This is a genomic window from Martinezella lusitana (assembly GCF_010668395.1).
In the GTDB taxonomy this organism is placed as follows: Bacteria; Pseudomonadota; Alphaproteobacteria; order Rhizobiales; family Rhizobiaceae; genus Rhizobium; species Rhizobium lusitanum_A.
Map to the genome: position 1 here is coordinate 123,163 of NZ_WUEY01000011.1, position 20,432 is coordinate 143,594.

Consider the following 20,432-nt stretch of genomic DNA (forward strand, 5'->3'; position numbering starts at 1 on the left):
CGTCGTCGCTGCGGAAAGAAGGCTATCCATTAAATAATATAATCTATAGAAATTATATTCTATTTACTGCCGACGCTTCGAATTGTCATCGCGCCATGGCCTTGGCCGCGCGGAGAACGTTTCTCGCCGGCAGGCATCGAATGATCGAGAACCGTCATGGCCCAGCAATCCCGATCCCTGTGCCGAAAAGAATTTCTTCCTGCCGGATCAAATAGATATTGCTGGACTTGGGCCTGTTATCACCGAACCCTTCGTGCCTGAAGCGGCCAAGTGCCGCTCGAATCCATAGGCGTGGAGCAGGCATGTCTTTCAATTCAGACACATCCGATCCGTTCGTTGCCAAAGCCATCGAACTCAGACAGGCGTTCCATCGGGACGCAGTGGCGCGCGACAAGGCAGGCGGCAGGCCGATCGACCAGATCCGCCTGTTGAAAGAGAGCGGATTGCCCTCCGCACAGATCCCCACGCGCTATGGCGGCCGGGGCGCCTCCTGGCTCTCCATCCTGCGGGTCGTGCGCGAGTTCGCCCGCACCGACGGGTCGCTCGCGCATCTCTTCGGCTATCACCACCTGCCGCTAAACCTGGTGCTCTTTCGCGGTTCGGACGTTCAGAGGGAACGATTGCTGCGGGCTTCCGCCGCCGGCAACCTCGTCTGGGGCAACTCCGGCAATGCGATGTCAAAGACATCGTCGGGACGGAAGGTCGACAATGGCTGGCTGGTCAACGGACGGCGTCCATTTTCCTCCGGTTCGCATGTGGCCGACTACATCCAGATTTCCTTCGAAAATGCCGAAGGGGAGCGGTTTTCCGCAGCCGTGCCGGCCAACCGCCAGGGTATCGTCATCGAGGATGACTGGGACGGGATCGGCCAGCGCCAGACCGGGAGCGGCACCGTCAGCTTTCACGATCTTGAAATTCGGGACGACGAACTCATCGGCTCTCCGGCGGTCCCCCTCACCCCCTACACATCGTTGACGTCTCTGCTGCAGCAAAGCGTGCTGCTCAACGTCTTCGTCGGCAGCGCGCAAGGCGCGCTGGAAGAGGGCCGGGATTACACGACGACATCGTCGCGGCCCTGGATCTATTCCGGCGTCGACAGGCACGCGGACGATCCCTGGATCAAGCGGCAGTATGGCGACCTTTATATCCGCACGCTGGCGGCGGCCGAGCTTGCCGACAGGGCGGCGCGCAGCCTGGACGAAGTCTTCAATCAGGGACCGGGCCTGACGCATGAGGATCGCGGGGCGGCCGCCATCGATATCGCCACGGCCAATGTCTATGCCGGCGAGATCGGGCTTGCCGTCTCCAGCGAGATCTTCGAGGTCATGGGCGCGCGCTCGGCGACCACGGCCAACGGCTTCGATCGTTTCTGGCGCAATGTGCGCACCCACACGCTCCACAATCCCGCCGAATACAAGAAGCGCACGATCGGCACATGGCTGCTCACCGGCGAGCTCCCCATTCCGGCCATGTACCGCTGAAAGGATATCTCATGGCAAGACGCAAGGACCAGATCAAGCTTGGAGCCTTCCTGCTTTTCACCGGTCATCATGTCGCGGCCTGGCGGCATCCGGAGGCGTCGGTGGGCACCGAGTTCGAGAATTATCTCGAACTCGCGAAACTGGCCGAATCCGCCAAGTTCGACACCATCTTCTTTGCCGATGGCGTCGCCGCCCGGCTGAAGGACCTCAATGCCGCGAGCCGGAAGGCGCATAGCGGCGTCTATCCGTTCGAACCGATCACGCTGCTGTCGGCGCTTGCCAGCGTCACCCGCAATATCGGCCTGATCGCCACGGCCTCGACGAGCTTTTCCGATCCTTTCAACCTTGCGCGCCAGTTCGGCTCGCTCGACCGCTTGAGCGGCGGCCGCGCCGGCTGGAATCTCGTGACCTCTTCCGATCCGGACGCTGCCTTCAACTTCGGCCACGACGCCCAGGTCCTGCATGCGGACCGCTACGACCGGGCGGAGGAATTCGCCGATGTCGTGCTCGGCCTATGGGACAGCTGGGAGGACGATGCTTTCCTCCGGGATCGCGACAGCGGCCGCTATTTCGATCCGGAGAAGCTGCACCGCCTCGACCACAAGGGCCGCCATTTCAAGGTACGCGGACCGCTGAACATTCCGCGATCGCCGCAGGGACATCCGGTCGTCGTGCAGGCCGGGGCCTCCGAACCGGGCAAGGAACTGGCCGCACGCACCGCCGAAGCAATCTTCGCCGCGCAGATCACCCTTGACGAGGCAAAGGCCTTTTATGCCGACGTCAAGGGCCGCCTCGGCAAGTACGGCCGCTCGCCGGACGACCTGAAGATTCTGCCGGGCATTTTCCCCGTGGTCGGGCGCAGCGAGGCGGAGGCCGAGGACAAATTCCAGGCCCTGCAGGACCTCATCCAGCCGGAAGTCGGCCTCAATCTTCTCTCGCAATTGACCGGCGTCGACCTGAGTTCCTATCCGCTTGACGGTCCCGTGCCGCCCGAGCCGCCAACCACCAATGCCGGCAAGAGCCGGCAGGAACTGGTGCTGGATCTCGCCCGCCGCGAAAACCTGACCATTCGCCAGCTCTATCTGCGCATCGCCGGCGCGCGCGGGCATTGGCAAGTGGTAGGCACGCCGACGCAGATCGCCGATGTCATGGAAGAGCGCTTCGAAAACTACGGCGCCGACGGCTTCAACATCATGGCGCCGATCATGCCCGGAGGGCTTGCCGATTTCATTGCGCTCGTCGTGCCGGAATTGCGCCGGCGCGGCCTGTTCCGCACCGAATATGAAGGCGCGACGCTGCGGGAAAATCTCGGGCTCAAACGTCCAGACAATCGTTTTTCCGCAGGCAATGCGGTCGCAGCAGAATAGGAGAACACCAGATGGCTCGTGACAAATTGTTTCTCATTTCGCCCGGCTTTGCCGATCCGAAGCATCCGGGCGTCAGCTTCGTCTGCCCCTATTGCAATGCTATCGAGGGACTGCTGGCCTCCTTCCCGGATCTTGCTTCGGCAATCGATGTCGAAAGGGTTGCCTTCCTGCGTCCGCGGCAAAAGGTGATCGACGTCGCCGGCGAAGCGAACCAATCCCTGCCGCTCCTGATTTTCGCGGAAAACCCGCCTGACGATGCTGGCGACTGGCATGGCACGCGCTTCGTCAACTCTACCGATCGCATCCTCGAGCTGCTCGCCGAACGGCACGGCTTTCCGCGTTTGCACTGATGAACGGAGGTCGCCATGACCGTAAAGCCCGGCGGCTTCGAACCGCCCTCTCCTTCGCCCTCCCTCTTCGAGGCCGACAAGGCGAACCCCTTTCTGGCAAAGGCGGCGGAGCTGCGCGAGATCTTCGCCCGCGATGCCGTCGAGAGGGATCAGTCGGGTGGCAGGCCCCGTGAACAAATCGGGCTGCTCAAGGAGAGCGGCCTCGTCAATCTGCTGATCCCGAAAGAGTTCGGTGGCGCCGGCGAACGCTACTCCACCGCCATGCGGATCGTCCGCGAATTCGCCAAGGTCGACGGCTCGCTCGGCCATCTCTATGGCTATCATTTCAGCCCGCTGCAGAATGCCGTCGCCACGCTCGAGGATGAACGGTCCCGGGACATCCTGCGCCGTTCGGCGGCCGGTCGCTGGTTCTGGGGCAATACGACGAACAGCTTTTCGAAAAGCCTTTTCGGTCGACAGGAAGCCGGAAAGGTCGTGCTGAACGGGTTCAGGCCCTTTGCCTCGGGCTCCCATGTCGCCGATTATCTGATGGTCGCCTGGGAGGATGAAGAAACCAACAAGCGCAGCTTTGCCTACATACCGGCAGACCGCGCCGGCATCACCATCGCCGACGACTGGGACGGGATCGGCCAGAGGCAGACCGGAAGCGGACGCGTCTTCTACAAGGATGTCGAGATCGGCGACGGCGAGATATTGCCGGAGCGACGACAGAACCCGGCGTCCCTGCTGGCGCCGTTGCAGCAGCAGAGCGTGCTTCTCAACGTCTTCATCGGCAGCGCTCAGGGCGCATTGATCGCGGCGCGCGACTATACTGTCACGAAATCACGCCCGTGGATCTATTCCGGCGTCGAGCGTCATGCCGACGATCCGTGGATCAAAAGGCAATATGGCGAGCTGTGGATCAAGGTGCAGGCGGCAACGGCGCTTGCCGACCGGGCGTTGGCAGCGGTCGATGCCGTCTATGAAAAAGGGCCGGATCTTACCGCACAGGATCGCGGCGAAGCCGCGATCGCCGTTGCGTCCGCCAACGTCCTTGCAGGCCGGGTCGCCCTCGAGGTGACGAGCGAGGTATTCGAGGTGATGGGGGCAAGGTCCGCGGTCAGGCCGCTTGGATTCGACCGCTTCTGGCGCAACGTGCGCATCCACACGCTTCACAACCCCGCCGAATACAAGGCCCGCAATGTCGGGACATGGTTCCTGGACGGCGAGTTTCCGGAACCGGGGATATTCCAGTGAGCAGGAAACGCGAACTTCACCTCAACATCAACATCCTGCATTCCGGCTTCTCACCGGCCGCATGGCGCATGCAGGGAAGCGATCCCCGCGCGTCCTTCGATATCAACCACTATATCAATGTCGCGCGCATTGCCGAACGCGGCACCTTCGACGCGATCTTCCTCGCCGATCAGGCGGCCATATCGGACCGCATCGATTTCAGGCCGCTCACGTCTCTTGAGCCGACCATCGTGCTGGCGTCGGTGGCGGCCAACACCGAGCATGTCGGCCTGATCGCGACGGCATCGACCACCTATAACGAGCCCTATAACATCGCGCGCCGGTTTGCGACGCTCGATCATGCGAGCGGCGGCCGCGTCGGCTGGAACATCGTCACCAGCGCCGACCTCTCGCAAAGCCGCAATTTCGGCCTGGAGAAGCCGGTTGCGCACCAGAGCCGCTACGAGCGCGCAGCGGAATTCACAACCGTCGTGAAAGCGCTGTGGGATAGCTGGGAGGAAGACGCCTTTATCGGCGACGTCGCCACCGGGCGGTTCGTCGATACGAGCAAGGTCCATCCGATCGCCCATCGCGGCAAGCATTTTTCCGTTCACGGTCCGCACAACGTCCCGCGCCCGCCACAGGGACACCCTGTTATCGTGCAGGCCGGCGGCTCCGACGATGGCCGCGAACTCGCGGCCCAGCATGCGGAGGCCGTGTTTTCCGCCTCGCAATCCCTGGAGGAGTCGCTCGACTATGCCGGCGATCTCAGGCAGCGCGCCGCACGCTATGGCCGGACGCCGGACAGCCTGCTGGTGCTCGCCGGCCTTGCGACCATCATCGGCAGCACCGAGGCGGAAGCCCGACAGCGGCAGGAAGAGCTGCGCGAACTCATCCCGCTGGAATACAGCCTCGCGCGGCTCGCCGGCGTTCTGCAAATCGATCCAAACCGGCTGAAGCTGGATGAACATCTGCCCGACGACATTCCGCTACCGGCCGATGGCGGGCACACGTTCTTTCGGGCGACGCTCGCCCTGGCGCAACACGAGAAATTGACCGTGCGCGGCCTCATTCGCGCATTGAATGGCGGAACCGGACATCGCACCATCGTCGGCACGCCGGACGCGATCGCAGACGATATCGAGACATGGTTTACCGCCGGCGCCGCGGATGGCTTCAACCTGATGCCGGATGTGCTGCCGCATGGCCTGGAAGTCTTCGTCGATGAAGTGGTGCCTATCCTGCGGCGTCGCGGCCTGTTCCGGAAGAGCTATGCCGGCCGTACGCTGCGTGACCATCTGGGCCTCTCCCGGCCCGCCAATCCTTATGCCATAGCAGCGGAATGAAGGAGAAAGAACATGACATCAGTGGCGACCGCAAAGCTTCCGGACGATGATCGGCTCGCCGCCCTCATCAGGGAGCGCTATCGCAACAGCCAGCCCCTTGCTTCGGACTGGAACGAAACGATCGAAACGCTGCTGTCTCATCGCACCGTGAGAGACTATCTGCCGAAGGCCGTTCCGGACGATATCCTCCGTCTCGCCATCGCTGCGGCACAATCCGCGCCGAGCTCATCCAATCTTCAGGCCTGGAGCGTCGTCGCCGTCCGGGACGATGAGCGCAAAGCCAGATTGAACGCCGTTGCCGGAACACAGCGGCAGATCACGCAGGCGCCGCTGCTGCTGATCTGGCTTGCGGACCTTTCCAGGCCACGCCGCATTGCCGCTGACCAGGGTTCCGCCGCCGATGGCCTGGACTATGTGGAGAGCTTCCTGCTGGGCGTCATCGATGCGGCCCTGGCCGCGCAGAATGCCGTCGTCGCCCTGGAGGCGCAGGGCCTCGGCACCTGCTATATCGGCGCCATCCGCAACGATCCGGAAATCGTCGCACGCGAACTGGGATTGCCGGAGGGCGTGTTTCCGGTTTTCGGCCTGACGGTCGGCTATCCGGATCCAGCCGCGCCGGCCGCCGTCAAGCCGCGTCTGCCGCAAGCAAGCGTGCTGCACAACGAGCACTACGATCGACAGCCGAAGCCGGAAGATCTGCACCATTACAACAGCGTCCTGCAGGATTTCCAGGCAGAGCAGCGCATGCCGCGCGTAGACTGGACGGTACAGGTGAAGAACAGGATCGGCACCGTCGAAGCCCTGAGGGGACGGCACCTGCTTGGCGTTGCCGCCCGCCGCCTCGGCTTCAGGCTGAAATGATCGGCGCTATTCGGCCGCGGCGATGTCGAGCTTGCGGAGTGAATGCCACGACAAGACATCGCCGACGGCGCGCAGCGCCTTCGCCTCGGCCTGAAGCCAGTTGCGGAAAAGCTCGACGCGCATTACGCGCGCCTTGGGTTGTGCCGTAACGAAGAAGTAAGAAAAGCTCACCGGCTGCAAACTGCCGAAGGGGCTGACGAGACGCCCCGCCTTCAAGTCGGCCTCCGCCAGCCGGACCTTGCCGAGGCCGAGCCCCTGTCCCGCCAGGGCAGCATCGATGACGAGCGATGACTGGTTGAGGCGGAACCCGCCTTGCGGCAACCGACAGGACAGTCCTTCGGCCCGCAGCCACGCACTCCAGTCAGGGCAGGAGTGATCGTGTTCTACCCCGTCCTCGTGCAGGAGCGGCGCTCCCTCTATCGCCTGCGGATCGTTCCAGAGCCAATGCCGCTCGGCAAACTCCGGGCTGCAGATCGGCACGACAGCTTCCGAGAAGAGGTGATCGACCACCAGGCCGGGATAGCCGCCACTGCCGTAACGAATGGCGCAATCGGTGTCGCCGGCGTTGAGATCCGTCAAGTGGGTCGAGGCATCGACCAGGATCTGCAAACCGGGCGCCGCCCTCCTCAACCCGTCCAGCCGGGGGATCAGCCATTTGCTTGCAAAGGACGGCGCCACGGAAACGCGGATCGGCAGCTCGTGGTCACTGGCAATGAATTGCGTCATCGTCTCGAGCACGGCGTCGAAAGCGTCCGTCAAGCCGGGAACCAACGCCAGGCCGGCAGCCGTCAGTTGCAGCTGGCCCCTGACGCGATGGAAGAGTGGTTGGCCGAGATAGTCCTCCAGCAAACGGATCTGCTGGCCGACGGCAGCTGAAGTGACGTGCAGCTCCTCGGCGGCGCCCAGAAAGTTCAGATGCCGCGCGGTCGCCACGAAGGCGCGCAGCGAGGTTAACGGCGGCAGGCGCGCCAAGGTCGGCTGGATGGCTTTTTTTCGTTTGCTGGCAAGCGTGTTCATGTTGCGATTGCAGCACGATCCGACCATCGAAGACGAGAACGCGCTTTGCGTTTGTCTGGAAGCGGACGGACATTTTCTTCCATGCCTTGCGGACGCCGTGGAAGCAAAAACTAAAATCGCGAAATAGTCTATATTTTTACTAGATAACTGTTCGCGGCGGCCTCCGGCGGGAGGGGATTTCGCAAAGCTTTTCTTTCTCGGTCGATGAGAAAAACATTCTTCCGTTTTGCCGGCTCGGCACCCGAAGATGTGCCGATCAGGGGCCTGTCCGCCATCTATTCGTACAGAAGCCGATCCATCCAGCCGGCAAGGAAAATCGAATGACCATCAATCGCCGCCGTTTCAATCAACTGCTTCTGCTGTCGACCGCCGCGACCTTTCTGCCGTCCGCCGCAACCTACGCGGCAGACGCAGCGCCGCCGCGTGGCGGCACGCTCAACTTCATCGTCGAACCCGAACCGCCGACGATTCTTGCGCTTGCCCACACCGCCGGCGGCACGCAGAAGATCAGCCCGAAGATCACCGAGGGCCTGCTGGCCTACGATTTCGACCTGACGCCGAAACCGCAGCTCGCAACAGAATGGTCGGTCGCCGCCGACGGACTGACCTATACGTTCAAGCTGCGACCCAACGTCAAATGGCATGACGGCAAGCCGTTTACCTCCGCTGATGTCGCCTATTCGATCGAACTCCTGAAACAGGTCCATCCCCGCGGGCGAGGCACCCTTGCCAACGTCGTCGCCGTTGATACGCCGGATCCGCTGACTGCGGTATTCCGCCTTTCGAAGCCGGCACCCTATCTACTGAAAGCGCTCTACGCGGCCGAATCCCCGATCGTGCCCAAGCATGTCTACGAAGGCGTCAAGATCGCCGATGTTCCGACCAACCCGAATGGCGGCGCGCCCATCGGCACAGGTCCGTTCGTCTTCCGGGAATGGGTGCGCGGCTCCCATATCATCCTGGAGCGCAATCCTGACTATTGGGATGCCGGCAAGCCCTATCTCGATCAGGTCGTCGTCCGCTTCGTGCCCGACGGCGCCGCTCGCGCTGCAGGGTTCGAAACCGGAGAATTCGATCTCGGCGGCGACAATCCCATTCCGCTCGCCGATCTCGATCGCATCAAGGCCTTGCCGAATATCGGCATCGATTCCCGCGGTTACGAGACGAAGGGCGACCAGACGCAGCTCATCCTCAACCTTGACAACGAGTATCTGAAGGATGTCCGCGTGCGCCGCGCGATTGCCCACGCCATCGACCTCAACGTGATCCTCAACACGGTCTGGTATGGCTATGGACACGTTTCGCCGACACCGGTCAGCACGTTCCTGCCGCAATATCTGGACACCACGATCAAGCCCTATGCCTTCGATCTGAAAGCCGCCGAACAGCTGCTCGACGACGCCGGCTACAAGCGCAACGGCAATGGCACCCGCTTCGCGCTTCGCCTGACGCACAATTCCTACAACGAGGGCTTCAAGCGCGTCGCCGAATATCTGAAGCAGAACCTGGCGCGCATCGGCATCGATGCGCGGATCGACTCCTATGATTTCTCCACCTACATCCAGAAGGTCTATACCGAGCGCGCATTCGACCTGGCGGCCGAGTATCTCGGCAACCAGTTCGATCCGACGCTTGGCGTGCAGCGCATCTATTGGTCGAAGAACTTCAAGCTCGGACTGCCCTTCTCCAACGCCAGCCACTATCAGAACCCGGAGGTCGACAGGCTTCTCGAGGCAGCGTCGGTCGAGGTCGACGAGGCGAAGCGCAAGCAGGAGTTCAACGATTTCCAGAAGATCATCGCCGACGAGCTTCCGGTCATCAACCTGATCGCGCTCGAAAACGTCACCGTCTTCAACAAGCGCGTCAAGAACCACACGACCGGCGCCGAAGGCGTGCAATCGAATTTCGCCGATGTCTATATCAAGGAAGGCGAGGGCTGAGATCCGCTCGCGGCAAATCGTTTGGGGGGCGATGCGGCGCCCCCTTTTTTATGTCGCCCTAGGACGCGATGAGCGAAAGCAGCGTCAGCTTGCCGAGGATGCGGTCGGCCAGCGCAATCGCCTGCGCACGCTGCTCGGTGATCGAGCTCGATTCCCAGGCAACGCCCCTGAGCGGATGGCCGATCGCGCTGATGTTGCGGTGGACCCGCCCCTCCTCGGAGATGACATCGCCCTGCTCCGTGGCGTCGATGCCGAAGCCGGTGCTGTGCGGACGAACCTCTCCGCTTTCGAGCAGGTTTTTGACGAAGGGATCCGAAATGCGCCGCCAGTCGTGCAACTGATGGCCGCGGCAATCGATGACGCCGCCAAAGGAATGGGCTTCGGTGCCGGATCGGGTTTTCAGCGTCGCGGCGATCAACCGGCCGGAGGGTTTCATCGAGAGCAATCGTGCGGGCTGGTGCCGGAGGCGGCCCTCGGTAACCGCATTGGAGACGGCGCGATAGCTCTCGGGCGCCGCGCGATGCGCCGTCACGTCCCAGAACGCGCGGAGATGGCGGGCAAATCGCAATCTCTCCGCATCGCCGGCCCTCTGCCAGAGAGGCAGGATGTGCGGCCGGATGGCAAGCGGCAGCGCCTGCCAATCCTTGCCGGCGGCCGCCAATGCGCGGCGCTCGGCCTTGACGACGGATAGCAGCGATCGTGCGGTGGTCGGCAGCGGTCCTTCAGCGAGAAAGTCGCGCTCCAGCGTTGCATTGCGCCGATCTTCGATGAATTGGCCCCGTCTGGATATCACCCGATACTGGCCACGGAAGCCGCGGGCCTCCATGCTGGCGACGGCATCGACCATCGACAGGCTCGACCCGACGAGCAGGATCTCCTCGGCGTCGACAAGGCGATCCAGCGCGCCGCTATCCCATGGCGACGCGGCATAGGCCGCATGGGTCGCGACAGACGCCTCCCGCGCCGCAAGTTCGGGCTGGAAGACGCCGAGGGCAAGGATCACCTCATCCGCCTCGATGGTCTCTCCTTCGCTCGTCGTGATCGCAACTCTGTGCGGAGCGGAAACCAGCGTGGACGCCGAAGCCCTGACATGGCGGAATATCGATCCGGACCGTGCCGTCGAGATCGCTCGGCGCAGCTCGTCGCGAACGTAGGTTCCGTACAGGTATCGCGGCGGAAAACTGGAGGCGATATCGGCAGGCGGCGTCCAGCCGTAGCGCGGCGCATGATCGCCGAGCCAGCGCACCAGATGCTCGGGCTCCTCCGGATGAAGCGAAAACGTGCTGGCCGGGCCGTTGACGAGATGAACGGTCTCGACCGTGCTGTAGGCGACCCCGCGTCCCAGCTCCTCGCGGGGCTCCAGTATCGTGATCGATAAAGGCACCTCGGTCCTGTCGAGCAGCTTGATCGCGGTCAGCGCACCGGCGAAGCCACCGCCGATGATGGCGATGGAGTGATGGGAATGCGGGTCTATGTGCATGGCTCAGAAGACCTTGCCTTCTTCCAGATGCGTCGTGGTGCCGTTGATATAATAGTCGCCCACCACCCGCGCCTTGTGCAGCAGCGGATTGTGGTTGAGCACGGTGCGGATGTTGCGCCAATGGCGGTCGAGATTGAGATGGCGCGATGTCACCGAACCGCCCCCGAGCTCGAAGACATTGGTGGCGGCGGCAAGGGCAAGCTGGGAGGCGACGATCTGGGTGCGCGCCGTCGTCAGCGCACTCTCGACCAGGGCTGCTTCCAGCGCCTGGGGATCGTCGCCCGCGAAGGCCGCGGCCGTACGGTCGAGCGCGCGGGCGCTCTCGCGGATCAGCGTATCGACGGCGAAGGAGCCGGCGGCGATCTCGCCCAGTATCTTTTGCACGAAAGGATCGGCATCGGCTGTTTCGGCGGCACTGTGCGCCGCCGAACGCGCCTGCCTGCGCACATATTCCGTACCCTCGCTCAGCGCTCCGCGGACGGCGCCCGCCATCGAGGCGGCAAGGTGAAGCTGGCGTAGCGTCGATGTGTGCCTGCCGACCAGCGTGTTCAGCCCGCGCGTCGAAATCTCGTGCGGCAGGACTTCGACGTCTTCGAGAAGCACACCGCCGCTTGCCGTCAGGCGCTGGCCCATGCCGTCCCAATCGTCGAGAATGGCGATCCCCTTGCGGTCCACCGGCAACAAGACGCTGACGAGCTGGTCTTCATCGTTCTTGGCGCTGAAGGAGGCAAAATCGGCGAATGCCGTGCCTGTCGCGTACCATTTTCGACCGTTGAGGCGGTAACTTTCGCCGGATTTCGTCAGTCGGGTCGTCACCTCGCCCGGACGTTTCGTCCCCTGCTCCGTATGAGCGCCGCCGAAGAGTTTGCCGCCGAGAACGCGCGCAAGCTGCGTGCGATCGACGGCGCTGTTCGGATTGAGCAGCAGGGCCTCGGTGAAATTGAAGTGGCTCCGGAGCGCATGGGCCACATTGGAGTCGGCCGCGCCGAGCGCCATGATCATCTCGATATAGTCGAGCACCGATCCGCCCGGACCGCCAAGCGTCGTCGGTATGCGCAAGGCGCCAAGACCCGTCTCCTTGAACAGCCGAAAGGCCTCATGCGGAAGCTCGCGCTCAAGATCTCGCCGCGCCGCCCCTTTTGCGATCTGCACCGCCAGGTCCGGTATTCGGGCAAGCAGCGTCGCGCGATCGGTTTCGACGGGAGCGGAGGGTACGGCTGATGAAGCTATGATGGGCATGAACGGTTCTTTTCGCGCCGGAAGGAAAGAAGGCCCCGCTCCAGCAGGGCCTTGGGCTTGGCGACTAGGCTACGGCGCGGGCGAGCGGCACGACGTTTTCAGCATCGCCGGCGGCACTGACGGGAACGCGGCCCTCGACCGGATGGCTGGGGTCGTTGAAGCCCGGGGTCGAGGGATGGCCCGTCGTCACCAGGCGATCGACCAGGGCTTCGTCCTCGGCATTGAGCTTGACGTCGAGGGCACGTAGATAGCTGTCCCAATGCTCTTCCGTGCGCGGACCGGTGATCGCGGAGGTGATCAGCCTGTTGTTCAGCACCCAGGCGATCGCAAACTCTGTCGGCGTCACCTTCCGGGCGGCGGCGTGGGCGGCGATTTCCTTGGCGATGGCGATCGATTCCGGCCTCCATTCGGTTTCGAGAATGCGCTTATCGCCACGGCCGGCGCGGGTATCGGCCGCGGGCTCCTTACCCGGCTCGTATTTTCCGGTCAGCACGCCGCGCGCCAGCGGCGAATAGGACACGACGCCGAGGCCGTAATGGTAGGCGGCCGGAAGCTGCTCGGCTTCGGCCGTGCGGTTGACGATGTTGTAGAGCGGTTGGCTTGCGACCGGGCGATCGATGCCGAGCTGATCGGCCAGATGGGCGATCTCGGCGATACGCCAGCCGCGGAAGTTCGACACGCCGAAATAGCGCAGCTTGCCCGCGCGGACGAGATCGGCAATCGCACGCACCGGCTCTTCGAGCGGCGCGTCGAAGACGGCACGGTGGAAATAAAGGATATCGATGTAGTCGGTGTTGAGACGGCGCAGCGAGTTCTCGACGGTCTCGATCACCCATTTGCGCGAATGACCGCCGAGATTGGGACCCTTCTTGTGGGAGTTGACGAACTTCGTCGCCAGAACCCAGTGGTCGCGGTGCGCCTTGATGCCACGGCCGACCACCTCTTCCGACTTGCCGTCATGATAGACGTCGGCGGTGTCGACGAAATTGATCCCCTGGTCGCGCGCCTTGTCGATGATGCGGAATGCGACGTCGTCGGGCGTCGGGCCGCCGAACATCATGGTTCCAAGGGTGAGAGGCGATACCTTCAGCGCGCTGCGCCCGAGATAGCGATAGTCGACCATGTCATTTCTCCATTTCATTGTGCGTGATGGCAGGCAACCGCATGGCCGTTGCCCATTTGCCGGTAGGCCGGATCATCGGTCCGGCAGATGTCCGAGGCGAGCGGACAGCGCGTATGAAAGCGACAGCCGGACGGCGGATTGTGAGGGCTCGGCAGATCGCCGGTGATCGGCGCCGCCTGCTTGCGCCGCGACGGATCGGGCACGGCGGCAAGCAGCGCCTTCGTGTAAGGATGCTTCGCATCGCTCCAGAGCCTTGCCGTCGGCGCGCTTTCGACGATACGGCCGAGATACATGACGAGGACGCGATCGGCGAAATAGCGCACGACCGAAAGGTCGTGGGAGATGAAGAGGTAGGAAAGCGAAAGCTCCGTCTTCATCTCGACGAGAAGATTGAGGATCTGCGCCTGGATCGAGAGATCGAGCGCGGAAACGGGTTCATCGCAGATGACGAGTTCCGGTTGCAGGATCAGAGCACGGGCAATGCCGATGCGCTGGCGCTGGCCGCCGGAAAATTCATGCGGATAGCGATCGAGCGAATCCGCCGGCAGACCGACATGGGCCACCATCGAAGCGGCGATGGCGTTGCGGTGCCTGCGATCACCAATGCCGTGGACTGCGAGCGGTGCGGTCAGGATCGTCCGGATCGTCTGGCGCGGATTGAGCGAGGCAAACGGATCCTGGAAGATCATCTGGATATGCCGGCGGATCGCCTGCAGCTCCTTGCCCGACATCCCGGCGACATCGCGCCCCTTGAAAGTGACACGACCGGAGGTGGGATCGATCAGGCGCATCAGGGATTTGCCGAGCGTGGACTTGCCGCAGCCGGATTCGCCGACCAATGCCACGGTCTCGCCCTCAACAATCTCGAGCGAGACATCGTCCACGGCCCGCACCGTTCCAGCCGCGGCGGGATAGTGCGTGGAGAGCCTATCGACCGACAGAAGCGACATGGGCTCTCTCCGCAATCACCGGAACATAAGGGCAGGCCACTTCTCGGTTGGCCGAAACCTCGACAAGCGGGGGCACCGACTGCCCGCAGGCCGATCGCGCGACGGGACAGCGGGGACGGAACGAACAGCCCGGCTCGCTGGCTGCCGAAACGATCGAGCCACGGATTTCCGTCAAGGGTCCGTCGCGATAGTGATAGTCGGCCTTCAGGCGCGGCGAAGCCGCGAGCAGCCCCTGCGTATAGGGATGATAAGGCGTTTCAAACAGCGCGCCCGGCAGGCCCTGTTCGATCTTTCGCCCCGCATACATCACGGCGACGCGATCGGCCCATTGCGCGACGATGCCGAGATCATGCGTGATGAGGATCACGGCCATGTTCAGCTGGCTGCGCAGGCGATCGAGCAGTTGCAGCACCTGCGCCTGAATCGTGACGTCGAGCGCCGTCGTCGCCTCGTCGGCGATCAGCAGCCGCGGATTGCAGGCAACGGCGATGGCGATCATCACGCGCTGGCGCATGCCGCCCGAGAGTTGATGCGGATAGTCGTCGATACGTTTTGCCGCCTCGGGAATGCTGACGAGGTCGAGCAGGTCGACCGCGCGCTGGCGAGCCTGCTTCCGGCTCAACCGCTCATGAATGCGCAGGACCTCGATGATCTGGTCCCCGATCGTCAGGACCGGATTGAGCGAGGTCATCGGCTCCTGAAAGATCATGGCGATGTCGTGCCCGCGAATGCCGCGCATCTCCCGTTCGGGCAGTTTCAGGAGGTCACGCCCGTCGAAGACGATCTCGCCGGCTGTCTTCGCATGCCGAGGCAACAGCCCCATCAGGCCGAGCGCCGTCAACGACTTGCCGGAACCGGATTCGCCGACGATCGCCAGCATCTCACCGGCCACGGCACTGAAGCTGATACCCTTGACAGGCTGCGCCACGCCAAAGCCAACCGAGAAATCGCGAACCTCCAGAAGCCCCACCATCAGCGCTCCTCCGAGAAGCGGGGATTGAGCGCATCGTTCAGACCGTCGCCGATGAGGTTGAGCGCAAGCACGGTGAAGACGATGGCAAGTCCGGGCAAGGCGGTGAGATACCAGGCCGTGCGGATGACGTCACGACCCGAGCCGATCATCGACCCCCAGGAGACGCGATTGGGATCGCCGAGCCCCATGAAGGACAGCGCCGATTCCATCAGGATCGCGCTCGCCACCATGACGGAAGACGTCACGATCAAAGGCGGCAAAGCATTCGGCAGGATCTCGCGAAAGATGATGCGGGAATGGCCGAAGCCGAGGCTGCGGGCGGCAAGAACATAGTCCTTTTCCCGTATCGCGCGGAATTCGGCGCGCGTCAGGCGCGCAACCGTCGGCCAGCTGACGATGGCAATCGCAATCGTCACCGTCGACGTGGTCGGCTGTGCGATTGCGACCAGCACCACGAGAAGGACGAAGCTCGGTATGGTCTGGAAAATCTCGATGAGCTTGACCAAGAGATCATCGACCACCCCGCCGAAATAGCCGGCAAGCGCCCCGATCGTGACACCGGCGCCAAGTCCGAGAAGCGTTGCGGCTATGCCGACGGTCAGCGAGATCTGGGCACCATGCAGGATGCCCGCCAGCACATCGCGCCCCATGGAATCCGTGCCCAGCGGATAGGCTGCGTTCTGGCCCGGCCAGAGGAAGGGCCGCGCCACCATCTCCAGCGGATCGCCGGGATAAAGTACCGGCGCGAGCAGAGCCGCAAGCACGATGCCGGCAAGGACCGCAAGGCCGAAGAGCGCATTGGGATTGGCAAGAAAGATCCTCAGCTCCCGCCTGCGTCCCTGCCAGCGCCCGCCCGACACGGCTGTCGTGCGGGCATCGGGCGCGTGAATATGGGTCCACCGACGCTCCACGACCGGCTCCGGCTTTGCGTCCGTCCCGGACGCTTCGGAGCTGAAATCACGCTCTTCATCCGCATAGACCTTGAGCTCTTGCGCTTTCATCGGCTTGCTCCGATCCGAGGGTCGAGCCAGGCTTGCAGGATATCGACAGCGGCATTGGCGATGATGACGAGGAATGACGAAAGAAGCAGAATGCCGAGCAGAACGCTGAAATCGCGGGCCATCACCGCCTCGAAGGCCAACCGTCCGAGGCCGGGCCAGCTATAGACGGTTTCGACGACGACGGCCCCGCCAAGCATGCCGCCGAAATGCATGCCGGCCATGGTGGTGATCGGGATCAGCGCGTTGCGCAGCACATGCCGGGTCGTCAGGATGAAGGGTGAGACGCCCTTCGCCCGGGCGGTGCGCACGAAATCCTGCGACTTGACCTCCAGCATCGCTGCCCGGGTCAATCTGGCGTAGATGGCGAGATAGAACAAGGCGAGCGAAACTGCCGGCAGCACCATGTAGCGTATCCGGTCGAGCAGCGCCGGCAATCCGGTCAGCCGCGAGCCGATGGTGCTGTCGCCGCCGCTCGGCAGCCATCCGAGCTTGACGGAAAACAGGAGGATCAGCATCAGCCCGATCCAGAAACCGGGAATGGAATAGAAGAGCAGCGAAACGATCGAGATCAGCCGGTCCGGCAGCCGGCCGGCGAAGCTGGCCATCAGCGATCCAAGCGTCAGGCCGATCACGATGGCGAAGATAAGCGCCGCCAGCATCAGCGTCAGGGTGCCGGGCAATCGTTGCCCGATCAGATCGGCCACCGGCATGCCGTAGCGCGGCGAAAAGCCGAGGCTGAAATGCGCAAGATTGTTCAGGTAGTTCGCAAGCTGCACGAGGATGGGATTGTCCAGGCCGAAGCGTTCGCGCAGCGCCGCCATCGTCTCGACCGTCGCCGAGCCGGCTTCGGCCGCCATGACATCCGCCGCATCGCCCGGCGCCAGCTTCAGCAGGAAGAAGTTCAGGATGACGATGCCGAGCACCGTCGGCACCGCCTGAATGGCCGTCCGGCGTAGCGTTCGTCCTATCCGCATGTAAGCCGACATCGAGACTCCCCGGCAGCGTCACGGAAATTCCAATCGCTGCATCGCAATAGTAGTTGACTAAATCTGTAGGTTTTGTCAAATCCGTATTGGTAGATATTTCCAGAATTTATCGATTGGTCGGCAAAGTTTGGAATAAATGTGCGACGTATCGATACAAACGAGTTTTCCGTACTAAAAATCGAACTTTCGGGGACAAAGGAACCTACGGGAGCCGCTCTCGTCGAAAAGATAAAACCAGCCGCCGCTCGTAAGTCGCAGCACGGCCCCAGACATGCGAGGCAACCTCAGATGACCAGACTTCCAGCAACTACACGGCGTGGTTTCCTGCTTTCGTCCGCAGCCTTCGGCGCGCTCGTCATGACGGGAACGGCGGGCTATACGGCTCCATCCAAGGGCGGCACGGCAACCCTGCTGCTTTCGGCCGAACCGCCGGTTCTGACGACGATCGCCCACACGGCTTTCAATTCGGTCTACGTGTCGCCGAAGGTGACCGAGGGTCTGCTGACCTACGATTTCGACCTCAACCCGCAGCCGCTGCTCGCCACGCGGTGGACTGTCAGCGACGATGGACTGCGCTACACGTTCAAGCTGCGCGACGGAGTCAAATGGCATGACGGAAAACCCTTCGGCGCCGATGACGTGGCCTTTTCGATCAAGACGCTGAAGGATGTTCACCCGCGCGGGCGCAACACGTTTCTCAATCTCGTCGATATCGAAACGCCCGATCCCTTGACGGCGGTACTCGTCCTTTCCAAACCGGCGCCCTATCTCATCACCGCGCTCGCGGCTTCCGAATCTCCCATTGTTCCGCGCCATCTCTACGAGGGCACGAAGGTCGCGGAAAATCCGGTCAATCTCGCGCCTGTGGGCACCGGGCCGTTCAGGTTCAAGGAATGGGTGCGTGGCAGCCATATCGTCTATGAGCGCAATCCCGACTATTGGGACCAGCCCCGCCCCTATCTCGACCAGCTAATCGTTCGTTTCATTCCCGATGCCGCGGCGCGCTCCATCGCGATCGAAACCGGGGAGATCGATCTGGCGCCATCGACGCCCGTCCCGCTCAGCGATCTCGAACGCTTCAAGAGCGTGGATGGCCTCGCCTTCGAAACCCGCGGCTATCAATATTCCAACGGCGTCAGCCGCATCGAGTTCAACCTCGAAAAGCCGGCCTTCAAGGATGTCCGGGTCCGCCGCGCCTTTGCGCATGTCATCGACCGGAAGGTGATCCGCAACACGATCAACTATGGTTACGGCGAACCGATCCCCGGCCCCATCAACCCCAACCTGACGAAATGGTACGTCGCCGACCTGAAGACATATCCGATCGACCTCGCCGCGGCGGAGAAGCTGCTGGACGAAGCCGGCCATCCACGCGGCTCGGACGGCGTGCGCCTGCGCCTCAACCTCGACTACGTGCCGAGCGGAGAAAGCTATAGCCGCGGCTCGGAGTATATCCGCCAGGCGCTCGCCAAGGTCGGCGTCGAGGTGACGGTGCGCAGCCAGGACTTTGCGACCTATACCAAGCGCATCTATACCGATCGCGACTTCGATTTCGCCTTCGAGGGGATGAGCAATCTCTTCGACCCGACCGTCGGCGTGCAGCGGCTCTACTGGAGCAAGAATTTCCAGCCGGGTGTGCCCTTCTCCAATGGCTCGGCCTACAACAATCCCAAGGTCGATGATCTGCTTGAAGCCGCCGCGATCGAGGTGGACGCAAAGAAGCGCGTCGAGCAATGGCGTGAGATCCAGGAGATCCTCGTCGACGACCTGCCGGCGCTCGACATCGTCAGCCAGCCGGAACTGACCATCTACAACAAGCGCATCGCCGACCACACGCTCGGCGGCGAAGGCATCTCCGGCAGCCTCGCCTACGCCTATCTCGCAACCGCCTGAAGCATAGAAAGCAGGGAATGCCATGTCTATTCAGCACCTGCCCGGCTCCATCGTGGGCCTGCCGAAATTCGCCGCGCCGACCGATTTTGCCGATAGCCCGCTGTCGCAGGCCCTGAAGCAGCCCGTGCTTCTCGGCCTCTTCCTGCCGATCCAGGCCGGCGGCTGGACGCAATCGACGCTCGAACGCTCCACCGACTGGCGCTTCGACTACAACAAGGCGCTGACACTGCGCGCCGAGGAGCTTGGCTTCGATCTGGTGTTCGCACTGTCGCAATGGCTTCCCAAGGGCGGCTATGGCGGCGTCTTCAACGGACAGGCGCTCGACAGCTTCGTCTCGACCGCCGCCTTGGCCGCCCTCACGAAGAAGATCATGCTCATTTCCACGATGCATGTTCTCTACGGACCATGGCATCCCCTGCATCTCGCCAAATTCGGCGCCACGCTCGACCACATCACCGGCGGCCGCTGGGGCATCAATGTCGTCACCGGCCACAGGGCGGTCGAACACGAAATGTTCGGCTGGCCGCGCATCGAGCATGACAAGCGCTATGAGCTTGCGGCGGAATTTCTCGAGGTCGTGCAGCGGCTGTGGAGCGACGATGAGAATTATTCCTTCGAGGGCGAGAGCAGCTGGAAGCTCGGCGGCGGCTTCGTCACGCCGAAGCCGAATTTCGGCCGGCCGATCCTGGTGAATGCCACCGGTTCGGATGCCGGCATCGCCTTCGCCGCCCGCTACTCCGATATCGTCTTCATCACCAGCCCGACCGGGGCGGATATCGACAGCGCCCTTGCCTCCCTGCCGGCCCACACGAAGAGGGTGAAGGACGCCGCCGCCGATGTCGGCCGCACCGTACGCACCCTGCTCAATCCGATGGTCATTTGTCGGCCGACCGAGAAGGAGGCATGGGAACTGGCGGACCGGATCGTCGCCCATGCCGACCAACGCTCTCCGCAGGGCTTCCAGTCGCTGAGCTCCGACGCCCAGGCATGGAAGGGCCGCGACCCGCAGGATCCCTACCGCTTCGTCGGCGGCAACATCCGCGTCATCGGCTCGCCGGAACAGGTGGTCGACCAGTTCGTCAAGCTCAAGGCGGCCGGCGTCGACGGCCTTCAGCTCAGCTTCTTCGACTTCCGCGACGACCTCGAATTCTTCGGCACGAACGTCCTGCCGCTGATGAAACAAGCCGGCCTGCGCCACTGAAAGGAACGA

17 protein-coding genes are annotated in these 20,432 nt (G+C 62.9%); 9 read left to right on the forward strand and 8 right to left on the reverse strand.

Annotated features, from left to right (window positions below; all coding sequences use genetic code 11):
• Window positions 1–302: 302 nt before the first annotated feature.
• Genes GR212_RS22225 through GR212_RS22250 form a run of 6 tightly spaced genes read left to right on the forward strand, consistent with a single transcriptional unit; the run spans window position 303 to window position 6,620 of the window.
• On the forward strand, window positions 303–1,481 hold the full coding sequence (locus tag GR212_RS22225; RefSeq protein WP_163989480.1) for an acyl-CoA dehydrogenase family protein: 1,179 nt from the start codon (window positions 303–305) through the stop codon (window positions 1,479–1,481).
• Between the two features lie 11 nt (window positions 1,482–1,492).
• Window positions 1,493–2,848 (forward strand): LLM class flavin-dependent oxidoreductase, encoded by a 1,356-nt coding sequence (locus GR212_RS22230; RefSeq protein ID WP_163989482.1) that lies wholly within the window; start codon window positions 1,493–1,495, stop codon window positions 2,846–2,848.
• Between the two features lie 11 nt (window positions 2,849–2,859).
• On the forward strand, window positions 2,860–3,198 hold the full coding sequence (locus GR212_RS22235; RefSeq protein ID WP_163989484.1) for a DUF3088 domain-containing protein: 339 nt from the start codon (window positions 2,860–2,862) through the stop codon (window positions 3,196–3,198).
• Between the two features lie 15 nt (window positions 3,199–3,213).
• Complete coding sequence (locus GR212_RS22240; RefSeq protein ID WP_163989486.1) at window positions 3,214–4,434, forward strand: acyl-CoA dehydrogenase family protein; 1,221 nt, start codon at window positions 3,214–3,216, stop codon at window positions 4,432–4,434.
• Window positions 4,431–5,759 (forward strand): LLM class flavin-dependent oxidoreductase, encoded by a 1,329-nt coding sequence (locus GR212_RS22245; protein WP_348643504.1) that lies wholly within the window; start codon window positions 4,431–4,433, stop codon window positions 5,757–5,759. The genes GR212_RS22240 and GR212_RS22245 overlap by 4 nt, the downstream gene beginning before the upstream one ends.
• 12 nt (window positions 5,760–5,771) lie before the next feature.
• Window positions 5,772–6,620, forward strand: a complete 849-nt coding sequence (locus tag GR212_RS22250; protein ID WP_163989504.1) for an NADPH-dependent oxidoreductase — start codon at window positions 5,772–5,774, stop codon at window positions 6,618–6,620.
• A gap of 6 nt (window positions 6,621–6,626) precedes the next feature.
• Here the strand turns inward: GR212_RS22250 and GR212_RS22255 are convergent, their stop codons facing one another.
• Window positions 6,627–7,637, reverse strand: a complete 1,011-nt coding sequence (locus tag GR212_RS22255; RefSeq protein ID WP_163989507.1) for a LysR substrate-binding domain-containing protein — start codon at window positions 7,635–7,637, stop codon at window positions 6,627–6,629.
• A 320-nt stretch (window positions 7,638–7,957) separates the two neighbouring features.
• Here GR212_RS22255 and GR212_RS22260 point away from each other — a divergent pair, with 320 nt between their 5' ends.
• A complete protein-coding gene (locus GR212_RS22260; RefSeq protein WP_163989509.1) occupies window positions 7,958–9,577 on the forward strand; it encodes an ABC transporter substrate-binding protein in 1,620 nt (539 codons plus the stop codon).
• Window positions 9,578–9,635: 58 nt separating this feature from the next.
• On the opposite strand, the gene GR212_RS22265 is transcribed toward GR212_RS22260, so the two are convergent.
• The 7 genes from GR212_RS22265 to GR212_RS22295 all read right to left on the reverse strand — a co-directional run bounded on the left by GR212_RS22265 (window position 9,636) and on the right by GR212_RS22295 (window position 17,329).
• Complete coding sequence (locus GR212_RS22265; RefSeq protein WP_163989511.1) at window positions 9,636–11,057, reverse strand: FAD/NAD(P)-binding protein; 1,422 nt, start codon at window positions 11,055–11,057, stop codon at window positions 9,636–9,638.
• A 3-nt stretch (window positions 11,058–11,060) separates the two neighbouring features.
• The gene (locus tag GR212_RS22270) at window positions 11,061–12,296 is read right to left on the reverse strand and encodes an acyl-CoA dehydrogenase family protein (protein WP_163989513.1); all 1,236 of its coding nucleotides are present in this window, start codon (window positions 12,294–12,296) and stop codon (window positions 11,061–11,063) included.
• A 64-nt stretch (window positions 12,297–12,360) separates the two neighbouring features.
• Window positions 12,361–13,419: an aldo/keto reductase gene (locus tag GR212_RS22275; protein ID WP_163989515.1), complete on the reverse strand. Its 1,059-nt coding sequence runs from the start codon at window positions 13,417–13,419 to the stop codon at window positions 12,361–12,363.
• 14 nt (window positions 13,420–13,433) lie between these two features.
• Window positions 13,434–14,369, reverse strand: coding sequence for an ABC transporter ATP-binding protein (locus GR212_RS22280; RefSeq protein WP_163989517.1), 936 nt, complete (start codon window positions 14,367–14,369; stop codon window positions 13,434–13,436).
• Entirely contained in the window at window positions 14,347–15,342 is a 996-nt protein-coding gene (locus GR212_RS22285) for an ABC transporter ATP-binding protein (RefSeq protein ID WP_163989519.1), read from the reverse strand. The genes GR212_RS22280 and GR212_RS22285 overlap by 23 nt, the downstream gene beginning before the upstream one ends.
• Window positions 15,342–16,343, reverse strand: coding sequence for an ABC transporter permease (locus GR212_RS22290; protein ID WP_163989521.1), 1,002 nt, complete (start codon window positions 16,341–16,343; stop codon window positions 15,342–15,344). Before GR212_RS22290 ends, GR212_RS22285 begins: the two co-directional genes overlap by 1 nt.
• A complete protein-coding gene (locus tag GR212_RS22295; protein WP_163989523.1) occupies window positions 16,340–17,329 on the reverse strand; it encodes an ABC transporter permease in 990 nt (329 codons plus the stop codon). Before GR212_RS22295 ends, GR212_RS22290 begins: the two co-directional genes overlap by 4 nt.
• Before the next feature lie 288 nt (window positions 17,330–17,617).
• Here GR212_RS22295 and GR212_RS22300 point away from each other — a divergent pair, with 288 nt between their 5' ends.
• Together GR212_RS22300 and GR212_RS22305 are read left to right on the forward strand one after the other, a co-directional pair.
• Window positions 17,618–19,222, forward strand: coding sequence for an ABC transporter substrate-binding protein (locus GR212_RS22300; protein ID WP_163989525.1), 1,605 nt, complete (start codon window positions 17,618–17,620; stop codon window positions 19,220–19,222).
• Window positions 19,223–19,244: 22 nt separating this feature from the next.
• Window positions 19,245–20,423 carry an LLM class flavin-dependent oxidoreductase gene (locus GR212_RS22305; RefSeq protein WP_163989528.1) on the forward strand — a complete coding sequence of 393 codons (1,179 nt, stop codon included), beginning with the start codon at window positions 19,245–19,247 and terminating at the stop codon, window positions 20,421–20,423.
• The last annotated feature ends 9 nt before the right edge of the window (window positions 20,424–20,432 follow it).

What these genes read in the sequence shown, in the direction of transcription:
- GR212_RS22270 (WP_163989513.1), bottom strand. Translation starts at nt 12,296, where the DNA reads ATGCCCATCATAGCTTCATCAGCCGTACCCTCCGCTCCCGTCGAAACC.
- GR212_RS22260 (WP_163989509.1), top strand. Translation starts at nt 7,958, where the DNA reads ATGACCATCAATCGCCGCCGTTTCAATCAACTGCTTCTGCTGTCGACC.
- GR212_RS22275 (WP_163989515.1), bottom strand. Translation starts at nt 13,419, where the DNA reads ATGGTCGACTATCGCTATCTCGGGCGCAGCGCGCTGAAGGTATCGCCT.
- GR212_RS22240 (WP_163989486.1), top strand. Translation starts at nt 3,214, where the DNA reads ATGACCGTAAAGCCCGGCGGCTTCGAACCGCCCTCTCCTTCGCCCTCC.
- GR212_RS22300 (WP_163989525.1), top strand. Translation starts at nt 17,618, where the DNA reads ATGACCAGACTTCCAGCAACTACACGGCGTGGTTTCCTGCTTTCGTCC.
- GR212_RS22285 (WP_163989519.1), bottom strand. Translation starts at nt 15,342, where the DNA reads ATGGTGGGGCTTCTGGAGGTTCGCGATTTCTCGGTTGGCTTTGGCGTG.
- GR212_RS22295 (WP_163989523.1), bottom strand. Translation starts at nt 17,329, where the DNA reads ATGTCGGCTTACATGCGGATAGGACGAACGCTACGCCGGACGGCCATT.
- GR212_RS22305 (WP_163989528.1), top strand. Translation starts at nt 19,245, where the DNA reads ATGTCTATTCAGCACCTGCCCGGCTCCATCGTGGGCCTGCCGAAATTC.
- GR212_RS22280 (WP_163989517.1), bottom strand. Translation starts at nt 14,369, where the DNA reads ATGTCGCTTCTGTCGGTCGATAGGCTCTCCACGCACTATCCCGCCGCG.
- GR212_RS22225 (WP_163989480.1), top strand. Translation starts at nt 303, where the DNA reads ATGTCTTTCAATTCAGACACATCCGATCCGTTCGTTGCCAAAGCCATC.
- GR212_RS22230 (WP_163989482.1), top strand. Translation starts at nt 1,493, where the DNA reads ATGGCAAGACGCAAGGACCAGATCAAGCTTGGAGCCTTCCTGCTTTTC.
- GR212_RS22255 (WP_163989507.1), bottom strand. Translation starts at nt 7,637, where the DNA reads ATGAACACGCTTGCCAGCAAACGAAAAAAAGCCATCCAGCCGACCTTG.
- GR212_RS22235 (WP_163989484.1), top strand. Translation starts at nt 2,860, where the DNA reads ATGGCTCGTGACAAATTGTTTCTCATTTCGCCCGGCTTTGCCGATCCG.
- GR212_RS22250 (WP_163989504.1), top strand. Translation starts at nt 5,772, where the DNA reads ATGACATCAGTGGCGACCGCAAAGCTTCCGGACGATGATCGGCTCGCC.
- GR212_RS22290 (WP_163989521.1), bottom strand. Translation starts at nt 16,343, where the DNA reads ATGAAAGCGCAAGAGCTCAAGGTCTATGCGGATGAAGAGCGTGATTTC.
- GR212_RS22265 (WP_163989511.1), bottom strand. Translation starts at nt 11,057, where the DNA reads ATGCACATAGACCCGCATTCCCATCACTCCATCGCCATCATCGGCGGT.